This window comes from Pseudomonas sp. M5A4_2d (assembly GCF_053345295.1).
In genome coordinates this window covers 60,598-86,979 of sequence record NZ_JBKEZW010000005.1, presented here as the reverse complement: position 1 = coordinate 86,979, position 26,382 = coordinate 60,598, and the positions used below count along the sequence as shown (strand labels likewise).

The 26,382-nt window shown below is 59.9% G+C and carries 16 protein-coding genes; 11 read left to right on the top strand and 5 right to left on the bottom strand.

What is annotated here, in order from left to right; all coding sequences use genetic code 11:
* Positions 1-141 precede the first annotated feature (141 nt).
* The 5 genes from ACLBW8_RS15130 to tpx all read right to left on the bottom strand — a co-directional run bounded on the left by ACLBW8_RS15130 (position 142) and on the right by tpx (position 9,852).
* The gene (locus tag ACLBW8_RS15130; protein ID WP_447805708.1) at positions 142-1,617 is read right to left on the bottom strand and encodes an efflux transporter outer membrane subunit; all 1,476 of its coding nucleotides are present in this window, start codon (positions 1,615-1,617) and stop codon (positions 142-144) included.
* The gene (locus ACLBW8_RS15125) at positions 1,614-4,721 is read right to left on the bottom strand and encodes an efflux RND transporter permease subunit (RefSeq protein WP_064452181.1); all 3,108 of its coding nucleotides are present in this window, start codon (positions 4,719-4,721) and stop codon (positions 1,614-1,616) included. Before ACLBW8_RS15125 ends, ACLBW8_RS15130 begins: the two co-directional genes overlap by 4 nt.
* The gene (locus ACLBW8_RS15120) at positions 4,718-7,819 is read right to left on the bottom strand and encodes an MdtB/MuxB family multidrug efflux RND transporter permease subunit (RefSeq protein ID WP_447805707.1); all 3,102 of its coding nucleotides are present in this window, start codon (positions 7,817-7,819) and stop codon (positions 4,718-4,720) included. Before ACLBW8_RS15120 ends, ACLBW8_RS15125 begins: the two co-directional genes overlap by 4 nt.
* Positions 7,816-9,120, bottom strand: a complete 1,305-nt coding sequence (locus ACLBW8_RS15115; protein WP_064452179.1) for an MdtA/MuxA family multidrug efflux RND transporter periplasmic adaptor subunit — start codon at positions 9,118-9,120, stop codon at positions 7,816-7,818. The genes ACLBW8_RS15120 and ACLBW8_RS15115 overlap by 4 nt, the downstream gene beginning before the upstream one ends.
* A gap of 231 nt (positions 9,121-9,351) precedes the next feature.
* The gene (gene tpx / locus ACLBW8_RS15110) at positions 9,352-9,852 is read right to left on the bottom strand and encodes a thiol peroxidase (protein ID WP_064452178.1); all 501 of its coding nucleotides are present in this window, start codon (positions 9,850-9,852) and stop codon (positions 9,352-9,354) included.
* 169 nt (positions 9,853-10,021) lie between these two features.
* Here tpx and ACLBW8_RS15105 point away from each other — a divergent pair, with 169 nt between their 5' ends.
* The 11 genes from ACLBW8_RS15105 to ACLBW8_RS15055 all read left to right on the top strand — a co-directional run bounded on the left by ACLBW8_RS15105 (position 10,022) and on the right by ACLBW8_RS15055 (position 26,331).
* Entirely contained in the window at positions 10,022-11,311 is a 1,290-nt protein-coding gene (locus ACLBW8_RS15105; RefSeq protein ID WP_447805706.1) for a glycosyltransferase, read from the top strand.
* Positions 11,312-11,383: 72 nt separating this feature from the next.
* Positions 11,384-12,289 carry a helix-turn-helix domain-containing protein gene (locus ACLBW8_RS15100; protein WP_447805705.1) on the top strand — a complete coding sequence of 302 codons (906 nt, stop codon included), beginning with the start codon at positions 11,384-11,386 and terminating at the stop codon, positions 12,287-12,289.
* 335 nt (positions 12,290-12,624) lie between these two features.
* On the top strand, positions 12,625-17,175 hold the full coding sequence (locus ACLBW8_RS15095; RefSeq protein WP_447805704.1) for a hypothetical protein: 4,551 nt from the start codon (positions 12,625-12,627) through the stop codon (positions 17,173-17,175).
* Positions 17,176-17,433: 258 nt separating this feature from the next.
* Positions 17,434-18,717, top strand: a complete 1,284-nt coding sequence (locus ACLBW8_RS15090) for an ABC transporter substrate-binding protein (protein ID WP_407017322.1) — start codon at positions 17,434-17,436, stop codon at positions 18,715-18,717.
* 191 nt (positions 18,718-18,908) lie between these two features.
* Entirely contained in the window at positions 18,909-19,835 is a 927-nt protein-coding gene (locus ACLBW8_RS15085) for a carbohydrate ABC transporter permease (RefSeq protein ID WP_064452173.1), read from the top strand.
* A gap of 10 nt (positions 19,836-19,845) precedes the next feature.
* A complete protein-coding gene (locus tag ACLBW8_RS15080) occupies positions 19,846-20,676 on the top strand; it encodes a carbohydrate ABC transporter permease (protein WP_447805703.1) in 831 nt (276 codons plus the stop codon).
* Between the two features lie 46 nt (positions 20,677-20,722).
* Entirely contained in the window at positions 20,723-21,826 is a 1,104-nt protein-coding gene (locus ACLBW8_RS15075) for an ABC transporter ATP-binding protein (RefSeq protein WP_064452172.1), read from the top strand.
* 16 nt (positions 21,827-21,842) lie between these two features.
* Positions 21,843-23,324 (top strand): mannitol dehydrogenase family protein, encoded by a 1,482-nt coding sequence (locus ACLBW8_RS15070; protein ID WP_447805702.1) that lies wholly within the window; start codon positions 21,843-21,845, stop codon positions 23,322-23,324.
* Positions 23,325-23,471: 147 nt separating this feature from the next.
* Positions 23,472-24,953: a xylulokinase gene (gene xylB / locus ACLBW8_RS15065; protein WP_447805701.1), complete on the top strand. Its 1,482-nt coding sequence runs from the start codon at positions 23,472-23,474 to the stop codon at positions 24,951-24,953.
* A gap of 12 nt (positions 24,954-24,965) precedes the next feature.
* Complete coding sequence (locus ACLBW8_RS15060) at positions 24,966-25,904, top strand: carbohydrate kinase family protein (RefSeq protein WP_447805700.1); 939 nt, start codon at positions 24,966-24,968, stop codon at positions 25,902-25,904.
* 157 nt (positions 25,905-26,061) lie between these two features.
* Complete coding sequence (locus ACLBW8_RS15055; RefSeq protein WP_262667769.1) at positions 26,062-26,331, top strand: DUF2790 domain-containing protein; 270 nt, start codon at positions 26,062-26,064, stop codon at positions 26,329-26,331.
* Positions 26,332-26,382: the final 51 nt, after the last annotated feature.

Here is a 26,382-nt window from a genome sequence, read left to right as displayed (position 1 = left end):
AATAAATCTTGGCGCGTTGATTAATTATCAGAATGCCAGCATCGACGTTTTGACGCCAATCCACTGGCTTTAAAGTGCCGGATTCAAAGGTGCTGGAGTCGTATGCCTATGCGTTACCGCAGTAACGCACAGACACCCCGGTCACTCCTTATCGGCTACCGAGGTCACCCCATCCCATCCACCACCCAACGCAGCAATCAGTTGCACGCTCGCCACCAGCCGCGTTTGCAACAGTGTCAGCACCGTGCGCTCGTTACTCAACGCCGTCGCCTGCACGGTCACCACATCCAGATAGGCAATCAACCCGGCTTTGTACTGGTTTTGCGTCAAACGCAACGATTCCCGCGCCGCGTCCAAGGCTTCATTACTGACGACGGCCTCGTCCTCCAGCACTTTCAACTGCACCATGTAGTTTTCCACTTCGCGGAAACCATCCAGCACCGTCTGGCGGTACTTCGCCACAGTCTCATCATACGAGGCCACCGTTCGGTCGACTTCCGCCGAGCGCTGCCCCCCGTCAAACAGGGTCATCGCCAACTTTGGCCCAACCGACCAGAAACGGTTCGGCAGGCTGATCCAGTTGGCGTAGGTGCTGCTGGAATAACCGCCCGCCAGACTCAAGGTCAGGTCTGGATAATAAGCAGCCTTGGCCACGCCAATATTGGCGTTGGCGGCGATTACGGAGCGTTCGGCCGAGGCAATATCCGGGCGACGTTCCAGCAATTGCGACGGCAGGCTGACTGGAATTTGCGGCAGTGTGGGAATGTCTTTGCTGACCGCCAGGTTGAAGTTGGCCGGCGCCTCGCCGATCAATACGGCAATGGCGTTTTCCAACTGGGCGCGCTGCCAGATCAGGTCGATCAAGCTGGCCTGGGTGGTCTTGAGCTGAGTTTGCGCCTGAGCGATCGCATCCTTGCCGGACACACCGGCACGGTACTGGTTTTCGGTCATTTGCAGCGAACGCTGATAGGTGTCCAGCGTGGCTTGCAGCAGGCGGGTCTGTTCGTCCATGACGCGCAGTTGCAAGTAGTCTTGCACCAGCTCGGACTGCTGGCTCAGGCGCATCGCCGCCAGGTCCGCCGAGCTGGCCTCGGCCGTGGCTTCATTGGCTTCCAGGCCGCGGCGCAACTTGCCCCAGACATCCGCCTCCCAACTCACGCCCAATTGCGTGTTGAGGGTGTCGCGGATACCGCTGCTGGAGCTGCTCAGGCTGGCATTACTGCTGCCGGTACCCTGGCTGGCGCGGGTCTTGCCGACGCTCAGGTCCACCGTCGGGAAAAATGCCCCCCGAGCGCTGCGCACCTGGGCCTGGGCCTGACGGAAGCGCGCTTCGGCCTGGGCGACGGTCTGGTTGGCATTGTTGAGGCGTGTCACCAGATCATTGAGCTGGCGGTCGCCATACAACTCCCACCAGGCTCCGCGAGCGAGGGAGTCGCTGGGCGTGGCCTGGCGCCAGCCCTGGGCTTCCTTGAACTGCACCGGTTCGATGACCGCCGGGCGCTTGTAATCCGGGCCGATGGCGCACGCGCTGAGCAGCGCGCCGCACAGCACCAGGCTGGCGACGCGGGAACCACGGGGCATACTCATGGCCAATTTGGCAAACGTTGAATCGGTCATAGCGCAGTGTCCAAGGCAGCATCAGTACGCACACCGCGCCAGGCATTGAAGCGGTGGCGCGCGCGGTCAAGATAGAGGTAAACCACCGGAGTGGTGTAAAGGGTCAGGATCTGGCTGAACACCAGGCCGCCAATGATGGTCAGGCCCAGCGGCTTGCGCATTTCCGCGCCATCACCGGCGCCGAGCAGCAAAGGCAAGGCGCCGAGGATGGCGGCAAGCGTGGTCATCAGGATCGGTCGCAAGCGCAACAGGCAGGCGCTGCGAATCGATTCCAGCGGGCTCATGCCCTCATGACGCTCCAGTTGCAAGGCCAGGTCGATCATCAGGATCGCGTTTTTCTTCACCACCCCGATCAGCAGGAACAGCCCCAGCAGCGAAATCAGGCTGAATTCCCCCCCCAGCAGGTAGATCGACAGCAATGCCCCTACACCGGCCGAAGGCAAGGTCGAGAGGATAGTCAGCGGGTGAATGTAGCTTTCATACAAAATGCCCAGCACCAGGTAAACCGCCACCAACGCCCCAAGGATCATGAACGGCTGGCCTTTCTGGGTCGCCGCAAACGCATCGGCGGTACCGGCCATCTTGGCGATCACATCTTCGGGCAAGCCCACCTTGGCAATGGCGCGCTCAATGGCGGCAGTGCCCTGCTCCACGGTCACCCCGGGAGACATGTCGAAGGCAATGTTTTCCGAGGCGAACTGGCCCTCATGGCTGACGCGGTCGTCTGCCAGGCTGTTTTCGTAATGGGCAATGGTCGACAACGGGACCCGCGCGCCGGTGGACGTAATCACCTGCATCTGGTTCAGGGTAATCGGGTCCTGGGCGTATTTCGGGTTGACCTCCATCACCACCTGGTACTGGTTGAGGCTGTCGTAGATGGTCGAGATCTGCCGCTGGCTGTAGGCGTTGTTCAGCACTGCCGTGACCATGTTCATGTCAATACCCAGGCGCTTGGCCTGGTCGCGGTCGACCACCAGCGTCACCTGCGCCGCACCCCGCCCTTCGCGGGCGTCGATGGCGGTCAGCTCCGGCAACTCGCGCAAGGCGGCGACCACTTTCGGGTACCACAGGCGCAGCGCGGCCAAGTCACCGCTTTGCAGGATGTAGGAGTATTGCGCACTGGTCTGATCGCGACTGCCGCCAAATTGCAGGTCCTGGTCGGCCATGAGGAACAGGCGCCCGCCCGGCACCAGCGGCACGTCCTTGCGCAAACGCTCGATCACCGCCTGGGCCGAGATCTTGCGTTCGGCGATCGGCTTGAGGCGCACCAGCATCACCGCGTTGTTGGTGCCGTTGTTGCCACCGATAAAGCCGGCCACGCTGAGCACCGCCGGGTCCTTGAGGACCGCCTTGCGGAACGTCTCCATTTTCGGCTGCATCACATTGAATGACAGCCCATCGTCGCCACGCACAAAGCCGATCAACTGGCCAGTGTCCTGCTGCGGCATAAAGGTTTTTGGCACCACCACGTACAGCGCGACGTTCACGCCCACGGTGACAAACAGGCTGAGCAGGGTCAGGCGCCGGTGGCGCAGCACCCAGTCCAGGCTGGTGGCATAGGCTGCCACCATACGGTCGTTGACTTGCTGGCTCCAGCGCTGCAAGCCGGTCATGTGGCCTTTGATATGGGGCTTGAGCCAACGGGCACAGAGCATCGGAGTCAAGGTCAGCGAGACGATCAACGAGACAATGATCGCTGCCGACAAGGTGATGGAAAACTCGCGGAACAGGTTGGTGACAATGCCACCCATAAACAGGATGGACAGGAACACCGCCACCAGCGAGACGTTCATCGACAGCAAGGTAAAGCCGACTTCCTCGGCGCCCAGGTAGGCCGCCTTCATCGGCGGCACACCGTCATCGATATGCCGGGAAATGTTCTCCAGCACCACGATGGCATCGTCCACCACCAGGCCGGTGGCCAGAATCAGCGCCATCAGCGAGAAGTTGTTCAACGAGAAGCCGAACAGGTACATCACCGCAAAGGTGCCCACCAGCGATACCGGCACCGCCAGGGTCGGAATCAACGAGGCGCGGAAGTTACCCAGGAACAGGTACACCACCAGCACCACCAGGGCCACGGCAATCAGCAAAGTCATCTCGGCTTCATGCAAGGTCGCGGTGATGACCGGCGAGCGGTCCATGGCCAGGTTGAGTTTGACGCTGGACGGCAGCACCGCCTGCAAGGCCGGCAACTGTGCCTTGATTTGCCGGACCGTCTCGATGATGTTGGCGCCGGACTGGCGGTTGATCACCAGCAGCACCGCCGAATCATTGTTGAAAAAGCCACTGTTGTAGCGGTCTTCCACGCCGTCACTGATCTTGGCCACGTCGCCCAGGCGCAGGGCCGCACCGTTCTGGTAGCGAATCAGCAGCGGCTCGTAGTCCTTGGCCTTTTCCAATTGGTCGTTGGCCTGGATCTGCCAGTTGCGCTCGCTGTCTTCCAGGGAGCCCTTGGGCCGACGCTGGTTGGCATTGGCGATGGTGTTGCGCACATCGTCCAGGGCCACGCCGTACTGGTCGAGGGCCTTGGGTTCAAGCTCGATGCGCACCGCCGGCAAGGAACTGCCGCCAATCTGCACTTCACCCACACCCGGCACCTGGGACAGGCTTTGCGAGAGGATGGTCGAAGCCAAGTCGTACAACTCGCCCTTTTTCAGCACGTCGGAGGTCAGCGAGAGCACCATGATCGGTGCCTGGGACGGGTTGATCTTCTTGTAGGTCGGCATGCTGCGCATGCCGCTGGGCAACAGGTTGCGCGACGCGTTGATCGCCGCCTGCACTTCCCGTGCGGCGCCGTTGATATCACGGTCCGAATCAAACGCGAGGATCACCCGGGTGGAACCCTGGCTCGACGAACTGCTCATGGTGGTAATGCCGGCAATCGCGCCGAATGAGCGCTCCAGCGGCGTGGCCACGGTGGAGGCCATCACCTCGGGGCTGGCGCCGGGCAAGCTGGCCGACACCACGATCACCGGGAAGTCGATCTGCGGCAGCGGCGACACCGGCAGCAAGTTGAAGCTGACGCCGCCGAGCAACAGGATCGCCAGGCTCAGCAGCATGGTGGCTACCGGCCGGCGAATAAACGGTCCGGAGAGGTTCATGACTCAACCGGCTCCAGGCTTTGCGGCTCTTTGCGCCAGCGACGGCCAAGACGGTCGAAGTACAGGTAGATCACCGGCGTGGTAAACAAGGTCAAGACCTGGCTCACCAACAAGCCGCCCACCATCACCAGGCCCAGCGGCTGGCGCAGTTCAGCGCCGGAACCGGTGGCCAGCATCAAGGGCACTGCACCAAACAACGCTGCCAGCGTGGTCATCAGGATCGGCCGGAAACGCAGCAGCGCCGCTTGATAGATCGCCGTCTGCGGGTCCAGGCCCTGGTTACGTTCGGCGTCGAGGGCGAAGTCGATCATCATGATCGCGTTCTTTTTCACGATACCAATCAGCAGAATGATGCCGATGATCGCGATCATGCCCAGGTCATTGCCGCTGAGCAGCAACGCCAGCAAGGCCCCCACCGCCGCCGACGGCAAGGTCGACAGGATGGTGATCGGATGGATGTAGCTCTCGTACAGCACACCCAGCACGATGTACATGGTGACCACCGCCGCCAGGATCAGCAGCAAGGTGCTCGACAGCGAGGCCTCGAATGCTTGGGCCGCACCCTGGAACTGGGTCTGCACGCCCACCGGCATGCCGATGTCTTTCTGGATCTGGTTGATCAGTTCCACACCTTTGCCCAGCGCGACGCCGGGGGCCAGGTTGAAGGACATCATCACCGCAGGGAACTGGCCGATATGCGCGATGGCCAACTGCGCCTGGCGCTGCTCAACGTGGGCCAGGCTCGACAAGCGCACCTGGCCGCCGTCGGTGGTCTTCACATGGATCTGGTTCAACGCGGCGGGCCCTAGGGTTTCACCGGATTGAGCCTGCAGCACCACGCGGTATTGGCTGGCCTGGGTGTAGATAGTGGAAATCTGTCGCTGGCCGAAGGCGTCGTACAGCGCGTCGGTGATGGTCGACACACTCACCCCGAGGCGCGAGGCCGCATCGCGGTCGATCACCAGGTACACCTGCAAGCCTTTGTCCTGCAGGTCGCTGGCGACGTCGGTCAGTTCCGGCAACTGGCTGAGGGCGTGCACCAGCTTGTCGCTCCACAACGCCAACAGCTCGGCGTCGGGCGACGACATGCTGAACTGGTACTGGGTGCGGCTCACGCGGTCTTCGATGGTCAGGTCCTGCACCGGCTGCATGAACAGGCGGATACCCACCAGCTTGTCGATTTCCGGCTGCAAGCGCGTAATCACCTGGGCTGCGCTCAAGTCGCGCTGGCCGTGGGCCTTGAGGTTGATCAGCAGGCGCCCGCTGTTGAGGGTGGCGTTATCGCCATCCACACCGATGTAGGAGGACAGGCTTTCAACGGCCGGATCGGCCAGGATGACCTTCGCCAGCTGCTGTTGGCGCTGGCTCATGGCGGCAAACGAAATCGACTGTGGCGCTTCAGAAATACCCTGAATCACCCCGGTGTCCTGCACCGGGAAAAACCCCTTGGGCACCACCAGGTACAGCACCACGGTCAGGCCCAGGGTAGCGATGGCCACCAGCAAGGTCAGCGGCTGGTGCTTGAGCACCCACTGCAACTTGCGGCCGTAGGCCTCGATCAACCAATCGATCCAGGCGCCGCTGGCCTTGTAGAAACGGCCTTGCTCTTCTTCCTTTGGTTCACGCTTGAGCAGACGCGCGCACATCATTGGCGTCAGGGTCAGCGAAACCACCAGGGAAATCAGGATCGCCACCGCCAGGGTGATGGCGAACTCGCGAAACAGCCGCCCGACCACATCGGCCATGAACAGCAGCGGGATCAATACCGCGATCAACGACAAGGTCAGGGAAATCAGGGTAAAGCCGATCTGTTTGGCGCCCTTGAGGGCCGCTGCCAGCGGCGTCTCGCCCTCCTCGATATAACGCGAGATGTTCTCCAGCATCACGATGGCATCGTCCACCACAAAACCGGTGGCGATGGTCAAGGCCATCAGCGTCAGGTTATTGATGGAGAACCCCGCCAGGTACATCACGCCGAAGGTGCCCACCAGCGACAGCGGCACGGCAATCGACGGAATAATGGTCGCGCTGACACGGCGCAGGAACAGGAAGGTGACCATCACCACCAGCGCAATGGCGATCAGCAATTCGTGCTGCACGTCCTTCACCGATGCGCGAATGGTTTGGGTGCGGTCGGTGAGTACCGTCACGTCCAGGCCGGCCGGCAGGTTGTCGGTGATGCTCGGCAGCAACGCCTTGATACGGTCGACCACCTCGATCACGTTGGCACCCGGCTGACGCTGGATATTGAGCAGCACGGCCTGGTTTTCGTTAGCCCAGGCGGCGAGGCGTTCGTTTTCCGCGCCGTCGACGATTTGTGCCACGTCTTTAAGGCGCAACGGTGCGCCATTGTTGTAGGCCAGGATCAATTCGGCATATTGCTGGGGCGAGACCAACTGGTCGTTGGCGTCGAGCATAGACACCCGGGTCGGGCCGTCGAAGTTGCCCTTGGGCTGGTTGACGTTGGAGGCGGCGATCAGGGTGCGCACGTCCGACAGGTTCAAGCCATTGGCGGCCAAGGCCTCGGGGTTGACTTTGATACGCACGGCCTGGCGCTGGCCACCGGCGATGCTGACCATGCCAACGCCGCTGATCTGCGCGATCTTTTGCGCCATACGCGTGTCGACCAGGTCATTGAGCTTGGGCAGCAGCATGGTCTTGGAGGTAATGGCCAGGGTCAGCACCGGGGTATCCGCCGGGTTGACCTTGTTGTACACCGGCGGCGCCGGCAAATCCTTGGGCAGCAGGTTGGTGGCGGCGTTGATTGCGGCCTGCACCTGTTGCTCGGCGACATCCATATTGATGTCGAGGTTGAAGCGCAGGGTCAGCACCGACGCACCGCCGGAACTGGTGGACGCCATCTGGGTCAGGCCGGGCATTTGCCCGAACTGACGCTCCAGCGGTGCAGTGACCGCGCTGGTCATTACGTCCGGGCTGGCGCCGGGGTACAGGGTCATCACCCGGATGGTCGGGTAATCCACTTGAGGCAAGGCCGATACCGGCAGCAGTCGATACGAGATGATACCGGCCAGGACAATCGCCAGCATGCTCAGCGTGGTGGCAACCGGGCGTAGAATAAACAGCCGCGACAGGTTCATGAACCGACCTTTTGCGCCTTGCCCGTCTTATCGCCGGTCTCCCCTTTTGCTGCGGGTTTGCCTTGCAAGTGTTCGGTCGGCGTGGTCTCTACTTCGCTGCTGTCGTTGACCACTTCGATTTCGCTGCCGTCTTTCAAGCGGTCGGTGCCTTCCAGCACCACACGGTCGCCAGCCCCCAGGCCTTCCTTGATCACCGTGTTGTCGCCATCGGTGTCGCCAATCACGAGGGGCTGAACCTTGACCTTCTTGTCGCCATCGAGCTTGTAGACGAAGGTGCCATTATTGCCGAACTGAATCGCCGCGGATGGCGCCAACACGACGTTATGCAGGGTATCGGCCAGCAGGTGCACGTTGACGAACTGGTTGGGGAAGAGTGCCTGGTCCTTGTTATCGAAACGGCCCTTGAATTTCAGGGTGCCGGTGGTGACGTCGATCTGGTTGTCCAGGCTCTGCAACACGCCGACGGCCTGCTTTTTCACATCGCCACGGTCCCAGGCTTCCACGGGCAGCTTGTTGCCGGCGTGATAACGGCTGAGGACGGTGTCCAGGGTGTTTTCCGGCAAGGTGAAGGCCACGTTGATCGGCTGGGTCTGGGTGATCACCGCGAGGAACGTGGTGTCGTTGGCGGCGACCAGGTTGCCTACGTCGACCTGACGCAAGCCGACGCGGCCGCTGATCGGTGCGCGAATCTTGGTAAATTCGAGGTTCAGCTTGGCGTCATCCACCGCGCCCTGGTTGGTCTTGACCGTGCCCTGGTACTGCATGACCAACGCTTCGGCGGTGTCCAGGGTCTGTTTGGCGATGCTGTCCTGGGCATACAGGTCGCGGTAACGCTGTACATCTACTTGCGCGTTTTTCAGCTGGGCCTGGTTCTGCAACAGCGTGCCCTGGGCCTGCAGCAAGGCGTTCTGGTAACTGCGCGGGTCGATTTCCGCCAGCAAGTCACCGGCCTTGACCATTTGCCCTTCTTCAAAGGCGATCTTCACCAACTCACCGCCCACCCGGCTGCGCACATTAATGGTATTGAGCGCCGTCACCGTGCCCAAGGCCTTGTAGTACACCGGAAACTCCCCCAGCACCGCCGGCGCCACGCGCACCGGAATCGGGCCGGTGGAACCCCCGAAGCCCGGGCGCATCATCCCCGACTTGCCGGCATGCCCGGCCGGCTTTTTCTCGGCGGCATCCTTGGTGCTGCCGGGCCAGAATTTCCAGCACAGGCCGGCGATAACCAGCAGCACGAGCAGGCCAAACAGCCAGCGGCGGGAGTTGCGGGGGGAGGATTGCATGGATTGATCAACCATTGGGCGCGAGAGCTTCTTCTTTGGGAGGCTGAAAGATAAGCACTGGAGCGCATTAAGAAAAGCGCCTTTACCGGCTATTTACCTTGGACTTACAACTTTTAACTTCTGGCCTTAGTCCGTTCGCTATTTCACTAAACTGCTGACGGGCAAATAAAAACGGCCTGGACTAGGCCAGGCCGCAAGCATGCATCAAGCGTGTTACTGCAAAACGACAGTAATGCGCTGAAACAGTTACTTCAAAACAGCCAGGGCTGCTTCGTAGTTCGGCTCTTGACCGATTTCGCTGACCAGCTCGCTGTGCAGCACGTTGTTGTTTTCATCCAGCACAACAACTGCGCGGGCGGTCAGACCTTGCAGCGGGCCGTCGGCCAGGGACACACCGTAGTCAACGGCAAAGTGGGCGTCGCGAAAATCCGACAGGCTCAGCACGTTGTCCAGGCCTTCGGTGCCGCAGAAACGCTTCTGGGCAAACGGCAGGTCAGAGGAGATGCACAGCACAACCGTGTTGCTCAGGGTGTTGGCCTCGGCATTGAACTTGCGCACCGAGGTGGCGCAGGTCGGGGTGTCGACGCTTGGGAAGATGTTCAGCACTTTGCGCTTGCCGGCGAACGTTTCCAGGGTTGCCTGCGACAGGTCAACGGCGGTCAGGCTGAACGCTGGAGCGGCGGAACCGGTTTGCGGCAATTCGCCTTCAACCTGGACAGGGTTACCACGAAGGGTGACTTGAGCCATGAACGGAATCCTTATACTGGGTTTGATTGAACGAATTCGAGAGCCCGAAGTTAACCACAAACTGAGGTGGCTACCTACCGCCAGACATAAATTCTCATGGCGCGCCAAGTACACGGGCCTATGGTTTAATTGCGCGCTTTTCGCACGCCCCTCAAGGAATCCGTTGTCGATGAATCAGCCCGCCACCAAAGTCCTGGTCATTGGTTATGTCTGGCCGGAGCCGCGTTCCTCGGCGGCCGGCGGGCATATGATGCAGATTCTGCAAAGCTTCCTGGACCAGGGCTGGGACATTACCTTCAGCAGCCCGGCCACCGTAGGCGAGCACAAGGCAGACTTGCCGGCGCTGGGTATTACCGAATGCGCGATCGAACTCAATAACAGTAGTTTCGATGATTTTGTCAGCGCGTTGGCCCCGGACATCGTACTGTTCGACCGCTTCATGATGGAGGAACAGTTCGGCTGGCGCGTCGAAAAGTGTTGCCCCGACGCCCTGCGCGTATTGGAAACCTCCGACCTGCAAAGCCTGCGGGATGCCCGCCACCAGCGCCTCAAGGACCACCTCAAGGCCCACCCCGACAGCGATGATTTCAGCGCGCTGTTTGCACCGGCGCTGCCGGAAGAATTCCAGTTGATGGCCAACACGGATGTCGCCAAGCGCGAGATCGCGGCCATTTACCGCTGTGATATCAGCCTGATGATTTCCGACGTGGAAATCCGCCTGCTCACCGAGCAATTCAAGGTGCCCGCCGCCCTGCTCCACTGGTGCCCGTTGATGCTGCAGCCGCCGACCGAGGCCTTTGTACCGTTCGCAGACCGCGCGCACTTCCTTAGCATCGGCAACTTCCGCCACGCGCCCAATTGGGATGCGGTGCTGTGGATGAAGAACAGTCTCTGGCCCTTGATCCGCCAGCAATTGCCCGGCGCCCAACTGCGTATCTATGGTTCCTACACACCGCCCAAGGCCACCGCATTGCACAACCCGGCGCAGGGTTTTCATGTGATGAACTGGGCTGAAGATGCCCTGCAAGTGATGACGGCCGCACGTATCTGCCTGGCACCGTTGCGCTTTGGCGCCGGCATCAAGGGCAAACTGGCGGATGCCATGCTCTGCGGGACGCCGAATATCACCACGCCGATTGGCGCCGAGGCCATGGGGGATGAACAGCCGTGGCCGGGCGCGATTGAGCAAAGCGCGACGGGCCTGGCCGCTGCGGCCGTGGCGCTGTACCAAGACCTCGAGCGCTGGACCCAAGCCCAGGAAGACGGCCGCCAATTGCTGGCCCGTCGCTACGACCAAACCCTGCACGGCCCCGCACTGGTGGACTGCCTGGAGCGTTGCCGCAGCCAACTCGCCAGCCATCGCCGCGACAACTTCACCGGCAGCATGCTGCGCCATCACGCGCATAAAAGTACGCAGTACATGTCCCAGTGGATCGAGGCAAAAAACCGCACCGTATAAACACCGACGCTGGCGAGGTCACGCGCAAGGGGGCATTATCCCAAGCAGCAACCACAATAAAGCGACGGCAGCATGACCCGAGCAACGCGAATCACCGACCCTTCCTACGAGCTGATGGACGATCACAACGGTCTGTCCATCATCTATCGCCAACACGGCTTCCCCTGCCCGCTGGTGCGCTGGCATTTCCACAAGGAGTACGAGCTGCACCTGATCGTGGCCAGCTCCGGCAAAGTGTTTATCGGCGACTACATCGGTAATTTCTACCCGGAAAGCCTGTTCCTCACCGGCCCCAACCTGCCCCATAACTGGATCAGCCAGGTGGATGAAGACGAGGTAGTGCCCAAGCGCGACATGCTGGTGAATTTCACCGATGAACTGTTTGAGGGCGGCAGCCAGATCTTCACCGAACTCAAGACCCTGGCACCGCTGCTCGAAAGGGCGCAGTGCGGCATCGAATTTCGCTGCAAAAAGACCATCGCCCAGGCCATGACCTTGATGCAACGCATCGAGGAGGCCCAAGGCATGGCGCGCCTGGGGTACTTCTTTATCTTGCTGGAAGTGCTGAGCGCGTGTGAGGACTATCAATTGTTGTCCGGCGTGACCACGCCGCAACTGGCGGATGAGCACAGCATCGACCGCACGAACCGCGCGGTGGACTACATTTTCGCGCATTACGCCCGCGAGTTGTCGCTGGAAGAAGTGGCGGACTACCTGGGAATGAAGCCCACCTATTTCTCCAGGGTATTCAAACAGGCGACGGGGCGAACGTTTATCGAGTTTGTGAACCGCCTGCGCATCAGCAAGTCCTGCGAGTTGCTGGCGGACGGCGATAAAGCCGTGACGGACGTGTGCTTTGAGTCGGGTTTCAACAACATCTCCAACTTTAACCGACGCTTCCAGCAGCTCAAGGGCATGACCCCTTCCCACTACCGCCGGCTGGCGGTGCAGCGCTTGACGGAGCAGAACTTGGGGTAGTTATTCATGTGATGAGCCCAAGCCCTGCACCGCTGTATGCCCTGTCGTAAACATTGGCTGTACCACCTCACATCCGGTAACACTGGAAGGTGAACTTCCTCTCGCTTACGACCAATAAACCTACGGTTCAAAGGTAAGTTTCCACGAGACTTATCCGCGATGTACGCATTAAATAACTACTGCGTATACCTTAGCTCTCGCACCGTTAGGAAAACGCGCTCATGAGAATCGAGCCCTTTCGCTCCAGCCTGCATCCCTCGTCTGTAACCCTCACCCCATCCCAATCCGAAGCCACCTCTACTCATCCTGCACGGATTAAGCGTTCCGGCCCAGTGGTGGACCTGACCACCACAAAGATCGCAACCCAATTGATCAGAGCAGGCGATGCAGCCCTCTCCTCCCTGCATAGCGCTGCATTGATGGATCAAGTCATTGCCGATCCCGCTGGAAAGAAGCGCTCGCGGGAGGCTACGGTGATTGCCGATATTCCTCCCTTCTCAACGTTCGGTAGAGCCTGGGCTCAACTTACCCATGCCATTCAAAGCGAACCCTTTGCAAGTTTCGCAAGCAAACACAAAATTGATACCTCAACCCTCAAACTGAACACGCAATCAGGATGGGCTATTGATTGCATTGCAAACGGCAAACTTGCCACGTTCAGCAAATATGATACTGGCTATGAGCAGGCCACCGCAGCCGTTACAGCCGCCGCTCGAGCGTTCGCCTCGCCGCCTAAAGAATTGATCAGGTATACCGGCGCACACCGTGCCTCTACCGAGGTAATAGGCGACTTCTACGCCGCGCGCCATGACGGCAGACCGGCAGACATGCTCCGATTGATCACCCTGCAGCAACACCACCACTCCTTCGACGCGCTGCGTGAGCCTGACTCAAAAGCCCGAGGGCTCAACCCGGTTTATTCGCGCATCCAAGAGCAACAACGTGAAGCGATAGAAGATTTTGCTGGGGAAATCGCATTGAAGCCCGAGCTTCTCTCCCCTTTTCAGCGCACGCTCAAGCCGTCAGTTGAGGAAGCTGACTTGGAAATGGCGAGACTGTATAGCAGCGCCTTGTTAAGTATCAGGCCGGAAATGGCGCGTTACGACAAAGGCCCGCGCACCGGCTTTTCGGTTTCTGAGATACCTGAATACTCAACCCTCGGGCAAACCCTGCGCAACACAAGCGTGCCGCCCGGCAAAGACGTGCAGATCAGCCTCTCCTGGATCAGTAAATTTTACGGCGAGCCAAACAATGACGGCACGTTGGTGGGTGTACTCAAACAAGCCTCAACGCTCAGTCGCAACGGCTTTCACGCATTGAGCAAAGACACCCCTGCGACAGACACACGCTCCAGCGCAGCTCAGGCACGGCAACGCGCCGCCATCCAGAAGCTCGCAAACCCAAGCGCAACTCAACCTGAGGTGGTTGCACCAGCGGTTGAAACGCCCATCACTGCCCTCGACCCGGCGGCCGCGATTGCACGCCGTCAGTTTGCCGGTGAGCCCAACGTGTACTCGGTGGTCGCACGATTGCTCAGCGAGCGGATAAAGCAGGCGGCCCCGTCACTGGACGTCGACGTCAACCAGATCGCCATTGAAACATCCGACGCGGACACCCCTGGAAAAGTTAAGCAAACACAATTGATGACATTTGCCTTGGACTACCTGGCCGGCGGTGAGGCCCCGAACTTCACCAGCACCGATAGGGCGTTTGACACTCGCCCTGACTTACTGGCCCGCACGGGCAACGCTGCCGACGTCCCGCTCGACCTTGATTTGACGGCCCTAAGCGATGTCATAGGTGAGCTACCGGGCCGACTCAACCAAGCCTTCGAGACTGATTCGCGCGAATACTGGAACAAGCAGGCCTTCAGCACTGCGACCCATGCCAACACCGCCTTCACCGGCAGCCGTCGTACGTTGGTCAGTCATATTTTGCGCAGCAACCTGCAACTGGCCAGCATGAAACAACCCGGCCTGGATGACGAGCAACGTAAAACCGTGGACATGGTCGTGAGGCACCCCGAAGGATCGACGCGCCCCGCACCACTTGATCCCAATTCATCGGACGCTACCGTCTATACCCTGGCCGGTTCCACGCCGGGTTCCACGCCGAATTGGGTGATTCATCGCTACCTGTCGCAATCAGATCGTCAAATCCTCTTGCTGGTGGAGCCCAGTGGAAAAATCACACCGTATAACGCCTGGGACGACATCGAAAAGGCCGGGGATACCCTGGAGAAGCTCTCCGGCAATATGTTCGACGCCCAGGCCGATACCCTTATCAAACAGCATCAGGGCGACAGCCTGTTCAAACAGCCACCACCGACTGACACAAAGGCCCCGTCGCACGCAAAACCCCGGTTGCCCGACTGGATGAGCAATGCCGGTGAAGCGGAACGTTTTGTAATGCATGAACTCAGCCAGGGGCTGGCAAGCTTCATACAGCGCAATAAAGGCGCTGCGTACAACAGCGACATCAAGGACATCCGCGCTTTTGCACAGCAGCAATTTGACCTGTTGCCCGAAAGCCAAAAGCTCACGCAGCACGCCGCCGAGAATCTGGAGGTGGTCTTCAAAGTGGCTTACGGGACACTGGGTTCTGGCTTTATCGATCGCCAAACCATGAGCCTGACGGACATGCTGCTCAATAACCTGTCGGGGCTGCCTGATGGCCAGATAGAGGTCTTCTTCAAGTCAGGGCTCAAGGATGAAAACGGCGTAGACATCAAAGTCCGGGTGCCCGCACTTGAGCAAGAGGGTGTGCTTAAAAAACTGGTTACCGACCTTGATATCGGCAAGACCTACCCCGCCTTACTCAAGGAAAAACTTCTCGACGACCCCGCCAAAATGGCGGAACGCCGGTCACTGTTTGTCCAGCAAGTGCCCATCGAACTACAACTCAAAGCGCTGGAACTGAGCATCAAGGGAGAAGCCGGGTTCAACAACACGGGGTTCCGGTATGTCCAGGAGATACTCAAGCCGGGGCCAGGCCCCAGGGCCCTGGACGGGAAGGACATCGTTATTCGACCACTGGCCTTTGACAATAAGGCGCAAGGTAAAACCGATGTGGTCGAAGGTGCCTACCTGATCGAACCCAAAGACAGCACAACCGGCCCGCATATTCTCTATCGCCCGCTGGTTGCCGATGCCCCGCTCCTGCAATTCCCTTCTCGCCAGGCACTGCTGGAAGCCATACAGCAGCCAGGCAAGCTGCAAAACGATACCCTCGCCTGGTTACCCGACGAAAATACCCGACAGCTCTACCGCGGCAACGGTTTTAAACACCCTAACCTGGTGATATTCGGCTACCGCCTGGGGTCCGTTTCCGCCAACGAGACAATCCCCTTGGCCGTGGACACCCGACTGCAGCAAACGCTGCAAGACGGAAAATTGATGGAATACCTGTACGAGGCCAACGCCCACAGCTTGATCACCCTGGCCGAACAACAATCGACATCCGATGCACAAAGCCGGTGGGCGTCTCTGAAGACTGGGGGGTTCCTGCTCCTCAATGCAGTACTGCCAGCACTGCGCGGACCCGGCGCCGTACTCGGTTTGCTGCTGCAGGCTGAAGGCATCATCAAGGACCTGGAGGTTCTGGGTGATGAGGGCTCGAAGGGGAAAGAAGCGGCGCTGACAGATCTGCTGGTCAACCTTGCGACGCTGTTGATCCATTTCAAAGCGCGATCATTGCCTGAACAATCCACCGCCCTCTCAGCAAGGCCGGCCACCGGCACCAGCCTGTTGGTCGATGACGTGGCACCGCCCGCCTCCCCGTTGAAAAACCGCATCGTCTTGGGCGGTGCGCTGGAGATCAAACCGCTTACCGGCGACATTCAAGTCTTCGTGGACACGTACAACGGCAAGCAACGCCTCAACATCATGGGCCATGGTGAGAAACCCATAGGCGAAGAGCCTGCGTACATCTTTGGGGAAGAGGGCAAGCGTTACGCAGCGGTAGATATAGACCGCGAATTGTTGGCGCGCGACATAGACATCCGAGACTATAGCGACGTGCGGTTATTAGCGTGCTACTCCGGTAGCGGGGCTGAACAGTCCCTCGCGGCGCAACTTCATGCACTCACAGGCGTGCGCGTAAAGGGTTTTGAGCAGGAAATCATTACAGACTACCTGGGCATTGACGGTGAAGATCCATTCAAGATCTACGAAGATGCATCGGCGGGTTACCGCAGACACTATCCAACCCTCAGTGACAATGACATCCACCTCATGGCCCAAACGGAAATGAACCGCAAGCTCGCTGGGCGCGATATCGAATTTAACGTCATGAAAGATAATGGCACGGAGATTGAACTTAATATTGGCAGTGATGAAAAGCCGGTGATTTACAAAACCAAGGTCGATTATCAACCGCGCACCTTTGGGGCCCCGAAGATCAAACCTCCCGTTGAAGTGCTGATGGGTTACTCGCATACCGCTGAAGACCCGTACACAAAATTGTCGACTCGCAGCCTGTCACACTGCTCTGCACTCGCAGTGCTGACTGACCTGAAGGACGGCGTGTATCAAAAACGCACATTGATGCATCTGACCGGCAGTAATCTGGAAATCGGCTTATTCAATAAAGATACTTATCAAGTACTGGATGAACTGAACACGTCATTGGCGAATGGCGGCAAAGTCATATTTGTAGGCGGCATCGACTCCCAATCTGCGGCAGGCATGGGGGTAGTATTGGGACAAAAGTCCAACGGAAAAAAACCACTGCTGGATATCCTGAAAAAGCCGGGCGTGGAAACCACAATAGCAAGCTCACTGGGCGTTGATATCAATCCGGATGGCACCTTCACGTTGATCGAGGGGACTGGCAAGGGCGTTTTCAGTAAGCCCATGATCAACGACGTCTTCGACTTCGCCGATTAATCCAGGCAGCCGTCTTGCCCGCATCCGCTGCTGTGGTCGGTGCGGGAGGCGCGCTGCCTCTGGCAGTGCAAAAAAGTATCAGTCCCAGTGCGCCCAAGGATTTGTCATAACCCCATTTGAAGGCTGTAATCAACGCACACTCTTCCTGACTGCTTGTAGGAAGACACAACAACAATAACTGTCCTTCCGTAGCCCTTGGGCGCGGAAATGGAGTGCGCGATGAAGTTCACAGCAAAAGCTCTGCTTACCTGTTCTTGCATGACTGTATGCATGACCCTCAGCGCCGTCAGTCTTGGCGCGCAAACCCTGACCATTGCCACTGTCAACAACAGCGACATGATCCGCATGCAAAAGCTCTCGAAAACCTTCGAGACCGAGCATCCGGACATCAAGCTGAACTGGGTGGTGCTCGAAGAAAACGTGCTGCGCCAGCGCCTGACCACCGACATCGCCACCCAGGGCGGACAGTTCGATGTATTGACCATCGGCATGTACGAAGCTGCACTCTGGGGCGCCAAGGGCTGGCTGGAGCCGATGAAAGACCTGCCGGCGTCCTACGACCTCGACGATGTATTCCCTTCTGTGCGTGACGGTTTGTCTGTAAAAGGTTCGCTGTACGCCCTGCCGTTCTATGCCGAGAGCTCGATCACCTACTACCGCACCGACCTGTTCAAGGACGCCGGGCTGACCATGCCTGAGCACCCGACCTGGACCCAGATCGGTGAATTCGCGGCAAAACTCACCGACAAGACCAAAGAGCAATACGGCCTGTGCCTGCGCGGTAAAGCCGGTTGGGGCGAGAACATGGCGCTGATCACCACCCTGGCGAACGGCTACGGTGCGCGCTGGTTCGATGAGAAGTGGCAGCCGGAATTCAACGGCCCAGAGTGGAAGGACGCGCTGAACTTCTACGTCGACAACATGAAGAAATCCGGCCCACCGGGGGCTTCCAGCAACGGTTTCAACGAAAACCTGGCGCTGTTCAACAGCGGCAAGTGCGCGATCTGGGTCGATGCCAGCGTGGCCGGCTCGTTCGTGACCGACAAAACCCAGAGCAAGGTGTCCGACCATGTCGGCTTCACCTTCGCCCCACACGAGAAAACCGACAAGGGCACGTCGTGGCTGTACTCCTGGTCCCTGGCTATTCCGACCAGTTCCAAAGCCAAGGACGCCGCCAAGGTGTTCACCAGTTGGGCCACTTCCAAGGAATACAGCCAACTGGTCGCCAAGACCGACGGCATTGCCAACGTACCGCCAGGTACGCGCAAGTCGACCTACAGCGACGAGTACATGAAGGCGGCGCCGTTCGCCAAAGTGACCCTCGAATCGCTGAAAGTCGCCGACCCGACCAAACCGACCCTCAAGCCAGTGCCGTATATCGGTATCCAGCTGGTGACCATTCCTGAATTCCAGGCGATTGGTACCCAGGTCGGCAAGTTCTTCTCGGGCGCGCTGACCGGTCAGCAAACGGTGGATCAAGCCTTGACCGCCGCGCAGACCACCACCGAGCGTGAAATGAAGCGGGCGGGTTATCCCAAGTAAAGCAGGCTAGCCACTGTCAATGTGGGGAGCTGCTTTAGGTGGGAGCTGGCTTGCCTGCGATGCAGACACCTCGGTCTGTCAGTTAAGCCGAGTGGATGCCATCGCAGGCAAGCCAGCTCCCACAAAAGCCCGCTCCCACATTGACCGCGCTTCGACTCTCGTTCTGCATGTACCTGACTGGTTCTGACCCTATGAATACCAACACTGCCCAAGTGCAAACCACCACGCAGGAAAAGCCGCGCAAAAGCCGCCTGGCCAACCCCGGCTGGTTCCTCGTCAGCCCCTCGGTGGCCTTGCTGCTGCTGTGGATGATCGTGCCGCTGGGCATGACGCTGTACTTTTCGCTGATCCGCTACAACCTGCTCTACCCCGGCGAAAACCAATTCGTGGGGCTGGAGAACTTCACCTACTTCATCACCGACTCGGGCTTCCTGCCCGGCGCCACCAATACCCTGTTGCTGGTTGGCAGCGTGCTGCTGATCAGCGTGGTGTTCGGCGTGCTGATCAGTGCCCTGCTCGAGGCCAGTGAGTTTTTTGGTCGCGGGGTGGTGCGGGTGTTGTTGATTTCGCCGTTCTTCATCATGCCCACCGTCGGTGCGCTGATCTGGAAGAACCTGATTTTCCACCCGGTGTCGGGCGTGCTCGCCGCCGTGTGGAAGTTGTTCGGCGCCGAGCCCGTGGACTGGCTAGCGCACTACCCGTTGCTGTCGATCATCATCATTGTGTCGTGGCAATGGCTGCCCTTCGCCATTCTGCTGTTGATGACCGCCATGCAGTCCCTCGACCAGGAACAAAAGGAAGCCGCGCGCCTGGACGGTGCCGGCGCCATCGCGATCTTCTGGCACCTGACATTGCCCCACCTGGCCCGCCCGATTGCCGTGGTGGTGATGATCGAAACCATCTTCCTGCTCTCGGTGTTCGCCGAAATTTTCACCACCACCAACGGTGGCCCCGGCTACGCCTCGACCAACCTCGCCTACCTGATCTACAACCAGGCGCTGGTGCAGTTCGACGTGGGCATGGCCTCGGCCGGCGGCTTGATTGCCGTGGTCATCGCCAATATCGCGGCGATCATCCTGGTGCGGATGATCGGCAAAAACCTGACTGACAAGCCTTGAGGGCCGCGCCATGACGCTTCAACAATCCCGCCGCCTGCATAGCCTGCTGCTCGGCACCCTGGCCTGGGCCATTGCGATCCTGATTTTCTTCCCGATCTTCTGGATGGTACTGACCAGTTTCAAGACCGAAATCGACGCGTTCGCCACGCCGCCGCAGTTCATCTTTACGCCGACGCTGGAGAACTACCTGCACATCAACGAGCGCAGCAACTACTTCGCCTACGCCTGGAACTCGGTGGTGATTTCGTTCAGCGCCACTGCCCTGTGCCTGCTGATCTCGGTGCCGGCCGCCTACTCCATGGCGTTCTACGAAACCCAGCGCACCAAAGGCACGCTGCTGTGGATGCTGTCGACCAAGATGCTGCCGCCGGTGGGCGTACTGATGCCGATCTACCTGCTGGCCAAGAGCTTTGGCCTGCTCGATACGCGCATTGCGCTGATCATCATCTACACCCTGATCAACCTGCCGATTGTGGTGTGGATGGTTTACACCTACTTCAAGGACATCCCCAAAGACATCCTCGAAGCCGCCCGCCTGGACGGCGCCACGCTGTGGCAGGAAATGGTCCGCGTGCTGCTGCCGATTGCCAAGGGTGGCCTGGCTTCTACCGTGTTGCTGTCGCTGATCCTGTGCTGGAACGAGGCGTTCTGGTCGTTGAACCTGACCTCGTCCAACGCCGCGCCACTGACCGCGCTGATCGCCTCCTACTCCAGCCCCGAAGGTTTGTTCTGGGCCAAATTGTCTGCCGTCTCGACCCTGGCCTGTGCGCCGATCCTGATTTTTGGCTGGATCAGCCAGAAACAGCTGGTGCGCGGTTTGTCCTTCGGCGCCGTGAAATAACGGCTGCTCTCTAACAAAAACGAATTTAGACGTGGAGGCCCATCCCATGGCCAACCTGAAAATCAAGAATCTGCAAAAAGGCTTCGAAGGCTTTTCCATCATCAAGGGCATTGACCTGGAAGTGAACGACAAGGAATTCGTGGTCTTTGTCGGCCCGTCCGGCTGCGGTAAATCCACCCTGCTGCGTTTGATCGCGGGCCTTGAAGAAGTCACCGAAGGCACTATCGAACTCGATGGCCGCGACATCACCGAAGTTACCCCGGCCAAGCGCGACCTGGCGATGGTGTTCCAGACCTACGCCTTGTACCCGCATATGAGCGTGCGCAAGAACATGTCGTTTGCCCTCGACCTGGCCGGCGTGGACAAGAAGCTGGTGGAAAGCAAAGTCAGCGAAGCGGCGCGCATCCTCGAACTCGGCCCGTTGCTGGAGCGCAAGCCCAAGCAGCTGTCCGGCGGCCAGCGCCAGCGGGTGGCCATCGGCCGCGCGATTGTGCGTAACCCGAAGATCTTTCTGTTCGACGAACCGCTGTCCAACCTCGACGCCGCCCTGCGCGTGCAGATGCGCCTGGAACTGGCGCGCCTGCATAAAGAACTGCAGGCGACCATGATCTACGTGACCCACGACCAGGTCGAAGCCATGACCCTGGCGGACAAAGTCGTTGTGCTGAACAGTGGCCGTATCGAACAAGTCGGCTCGCCGCTGGAGCTGTACCACCAGCCGGCCAACCTGTTTGTGGCGGGTTTTCTCGGCACGCCGAAAATGGGCTTCCTCAAGGGCAAGGTCACCCGCGTTGAGGGCCAGGGCTGCGAAGTACAGCTGGACGCCGGCACCCGGATCAGCCTGCCGCTCAGTGGTGCCAGCTTGAGCGTGGGCAGCGCGGTGACCCTGGGCATTCGCCCGGAACACCTGGAAATTGCCTCGCCCGGCCAAACCACGCTGACAGTCACTGCCGACGTCGGCGAACGCCTGGGCAGCGACACTTTCTGCCACGTCATCACCGCCAACGGTGAGCCGTTGACCATGCGGATTCGCGGCGACATGGCCAGCCAATATGGCGAAACGCTGCACCTGCACCTGGACCCGGCGCACTGCCATCTGTTCGACACCGACGGCGTGGCCGTGGCCCGACCACTGCGCGCTGCCGCCTGATTTCGCGAGATTTGTGATGAAACTGAATAAACAGAACCTCACCCAACTGGCGCCGGAAGTGAAAATTCCGGCCTACGCGATTTCCAGCACTACGCAGGGTATCGCGCATATCGGCGTCGGTGGTTTCCACCGCGCACACCAGGCGTATTACACCGATGCCTTGATGAATACCGGCGCTGGCCTCGACTGGAGCATCTGCGGCGTCGGCCTGCGTGCCGAGGACCGCAAGGCCCGCGACGACCTGGCCGGCCAGGATTACCTGTTCACCTTGTATGAGCTGGGCGATACCGACGACACCGAGGTGCGCGTGATCGGCGCCATCAGCGACATGCTGCTGGCCGAAGACGGCGCTCAAGCACTGATCGACAAGCTGGCCAGCCCCGAGATTCGCATCGTCTCGCTGACCATCACCGAAGGCGGCTACTGCATCGACGACAGCAACGGCGAATTCATGGCCCACCTGCCGCAGATCCAGCACGACCTGGCGCACCCTGAGTCACCGAAAACCGTGTTCGGTTTTATCTGCGCGGCGCTGACCCAGCGCCGTGCGGCCGGCACTGCGGCGTTCACCGTAATGTCCTGCGATAACCTGCCGCACAACGGCGGCGTCACGCGCAAGGCACTGCTGGCCTTTGCTGCCCTGCACAACGCCGAGCTGCATGACTGGATCAAGGCCAACGTGAGCTTCCCGAACGCCATGGTCGACCGCATCACGCCCATGACCAGCACCGCCCACCGTCTGCAATTGCATGATGACCACGGCATCGACGATGCCTGGCCAGTGGTGTGCGAACCCTTTGTGCAGTGGGTGCTGGAAGACAAATTCGTCAACGGTCGCCCGGCCTGGGAAACGGTTGGCGTGCAGTTCACCGACGACGTCACGCCCTACGAAGAGATGAAGATCGGCCTGCTCAATGGCAGCCACCTGGCCCTGACCTACCTGGGTTTTCTGAAGGGTTACCGGTTTGTTCACGAAACCATGAATGACCCGGTGTTCGTCGCCTACATGCGTGCCTACATGGACCTGGACGTCACACCGAACCTGGCGCCGGTGCCGGGCATCGACCTGACGGCATACAAGCAGACCCTAGTGGATCGTTTCTCCAACCAGGCAATTGCCGACCAGTTGGAGCGCGTGTGTTCCGATGGCTCGTCGAAGTTTCCGAAATTCACTGTGCCAACCATCAATCGTTTGATCGCGGACGGGCGCGAGACGGAGCGTGCTGCACTGGTTGTGGCCGCTTGGGCGCTGTACCTCAAAGGTGTGGATGAGAATGGTGTGGCCTACACGATTCCGGACCCGCGCGCGCAGTTCTGCCAGGGCCTGGTCAGTGATGAGGCGCTGATCAGCCAACGGTTGCTGGGCGTTGAGGAGATTTTTGGCACGGCTATTCCCAAGTCAGCGGAGTTTGTGGCAGCGTTCGAGCGGTGTTATCAAAGCCTTCGAGATCAGGGCGTGACGAAGACCTTGGAAGGTCTGCTCGCCAAGATTAACTGACTGAACGGGATCAAAATGTGGGAGCGGGCTTGCTCGCGAATGCGGTGTTTCAGTCAATTATTCTTCACTGACTCACCGCTTTCGCGAGCAAGCCCGCTCCCACATTGATCACATTTTCAATCCAACAATACTGCTGAGCACTCCACCATGACCCAGCAAAACCTCTACCTCGGCATCGACTGTGGCACCCAAGGTACCAAGGCCATCGTCCTCGACGCTTCCAGCGGCAAGGTGCTGGGCCTGGGCGCCGCCGCGCACACGCTGATCAGCGGCGCCAATGGCCGTCGCGAACAGCACACCCAGGAATGGCTGGACGCCTTCACCGAGGCCACCCACCGTGCTCTGCAACAGGCAGGTGTGGATGGCCAGGACATCCTCGGCATCGGCGTCTCCGGCCAGCAACACGGCCTGGTTTTGCTGGATGACCAAGGCCAGGTGCTACGCCCGGCCAAACTCTGGTGCGATACCGAAAGCGCGCCGGAAAACGACCGCCTGCTGGCGTATCTGGGTGGCGAGAATGGCTCGCTGGAACGCCTCGGCGTGGCGATTGCACCGGGTTACACCGTGTCGAAACTGCTCTGGACTCGCGAACAACACCCGGACGTATTCGCCCGCATCGCCCATGTCCTGCTGCCCCACGACTACCTCAACTACTGGCTGACCGGCCGTGCCGTCGCGGAGTACGGCGACGCATCAGGCACCGGCTACTTCAACGTGCGCACCCGTGAATGGGATGTGGCACTGCTCAAGCACATCGACCCGAGCGGCCGCCTGGAAGCGGCGCTGCCGGCCTTGATCGAAGCACATCAAGCGGTGGGCACGATTCTGCCCGCCATCGCCGAACGCCTGGGCATCAACCCCAACGCCGTCGTCTCCAGCGGTGGCGGCGACAATATGATGGGCGCCATCGGCACGGGCAATATCGCCCCCGGTGTCATCACCATGAGCCTGGGCTCATCCGGCACCGTGTATGCGTTTGCCGACCAGCCGAATGTGAGCCCGCAAGCCTCGGTCGCGACCTTCTGCTCCTCCAGCGGCGGTTGGCTGCCCTTGATCTGCACCATGAACCTGACCAACGCTACCGGGGTGATTCGCGAGCTGTTCGAGCTGGACCTGGCGGCGTTCAACGCCTCGGTCGCCCAAGCCCCGATCGGCGCCGATGGCGTGAGCATGCTGCCCTTCCTCAACGGCGAACGTGTGCCCGCTCTGCCCCACGCCACCGGCAGTGTGCACGGCCTGACCATGACTAATCTGACCCGCGCCAACCTGTGCCGCGCGGTGGTCGAGGGCACTACCTTTGGCCTGCGTTATGGCCTGGACCTGCTGCGCCAGACCGGCCTGCAGGGCCAGAGCATCCGCCTGATCGGCGGCGGCTCGAAAAGCCCGGTGTGGCGCCAGATGGTTGCCGATATCATGAACACCGAAGTGGTCTGCACCGAACAAAGTGAAGCGGCGGCCCTGGGCGCGGCGATCCAGGCTGCCTGGAGCCAGTCCGGCGAGCCCCTGGCCAGCCTGTGCGACAAATGCGTAAGCGTCGATCCGACCAGCCGCACGCTGCCGTCGGCCGACAATGTAAGCGCCTATCAACACGCCTACGAGCGCTATCAACAGCTCGTGGCAACCCTTTAAGAGCGAACGACTATGTATCTGGTGTGTGGCGAAGCGCTGTTCGATTTTTTCAGCGAAGAGGATGCCAGCGGGCAGGCCTCCAAGGTCAATTACAAAGCGATTGCCGGCGGTTCGCCGTTCAACGTGGCCGTGGGTTTGCGCCGCCTGGGTATCGAGGCCGGGCTGTTCGGCGGTTTGTCCACCGACTTCCTCGGGCGCCGCTTGCTGCAAGTGCTCAGGGACGAAGGGGTGAGTGAGCAATTCCTGGTGGAGTTCGCCGCGCCGACCACACTGGCGATGGTCGCCGTGGGTGCCAATGGCTCGCCGCAATACAGCTTTCGCGGCGAAGGCTGCGCTGACCGCCAGCTGGAGGTCGCGCACCTGCCCACACTGGGCGATGAGATTCGCGGGGTGCATATCGGCTCGTTTTCGCTGGTGGTGCAGCCGATTGGTGACACGTTGCTGAGCCTGGTCAAGCGCGAAAGCGGCAAGCGCCTGATCAGCCTCGATCCCAACGTACGGCTGAACCCGCAGCCGGATATCCAGCTATGGCGTGACCGCGTGGCCGAACTGGTCAAGTACGCCGACCTGATCAAAGTCAGCGATGAAGACTTGCACCTGCTCTACCCCGATCAGTCGCCGGAAAGCGTGCTGCAAGGCTGGCTGCAACACCGTTGCCAGTTGGTGTTCCTCACCCGTGGTGGCGACGGTGCTAGCGTCTTTAGCCGCCAGCACGGCACATGGTCTGCACCGGCGGTCAAGGTGGTGATGGCCGATACGGTCGGCGCCGGGGATACCTTCCAGGCGGCGTTGATTGCCTGGTTGACCGAGCAGCAGCTGGATTCGGTGCAAGGCCTGCACCAGCTCACACGTGCGCAGATCGACAGTATGCTGGGTTTTGCGATCCGTGCTGCCGCCCTAACCTGCAGCAAGACCGGGCCGGACTTGCCGTATCGAAAACAGCTCGGCTGAACACACGTTCATGAAGGTTTTGTCAGTTAGGCCACAATTAATCCAAGGTTAATCCCGCCAGCCGATCGTGAAGTTGACCGCACTCACCGCCCCCGGGCCCGTGCGGCCGCCGGTGCATCGTGTTGATGCGCCCGCGAACGACTTGCGGAGAACCCTCATGAAACTGCGTACTTTAGTTTTTACTGGCACCTTGGCCCTGGCAGCGGTCTCGGGCATGGCCCAGGCCGACACCCAGACGGCTGCCAGCAAGCCAGTGCCTTATCAATACGGCATGCCCTTGAACATCGACAAAGTGATTGCCATGCACGAGACCGACACTAATGTATGCAAGGTCATCAACGCTGATATCAAGTTCGTCGATAAAGCCGGCAAAATCGAAGATGTGGGCTATCGGAAGATGTCCGAAGCCTGCGATTTTCAGAATTGAGACGGTAGCGACGCTCTCCTTCAACGGCGCTCCGCCACCCGGCCCCTGAAA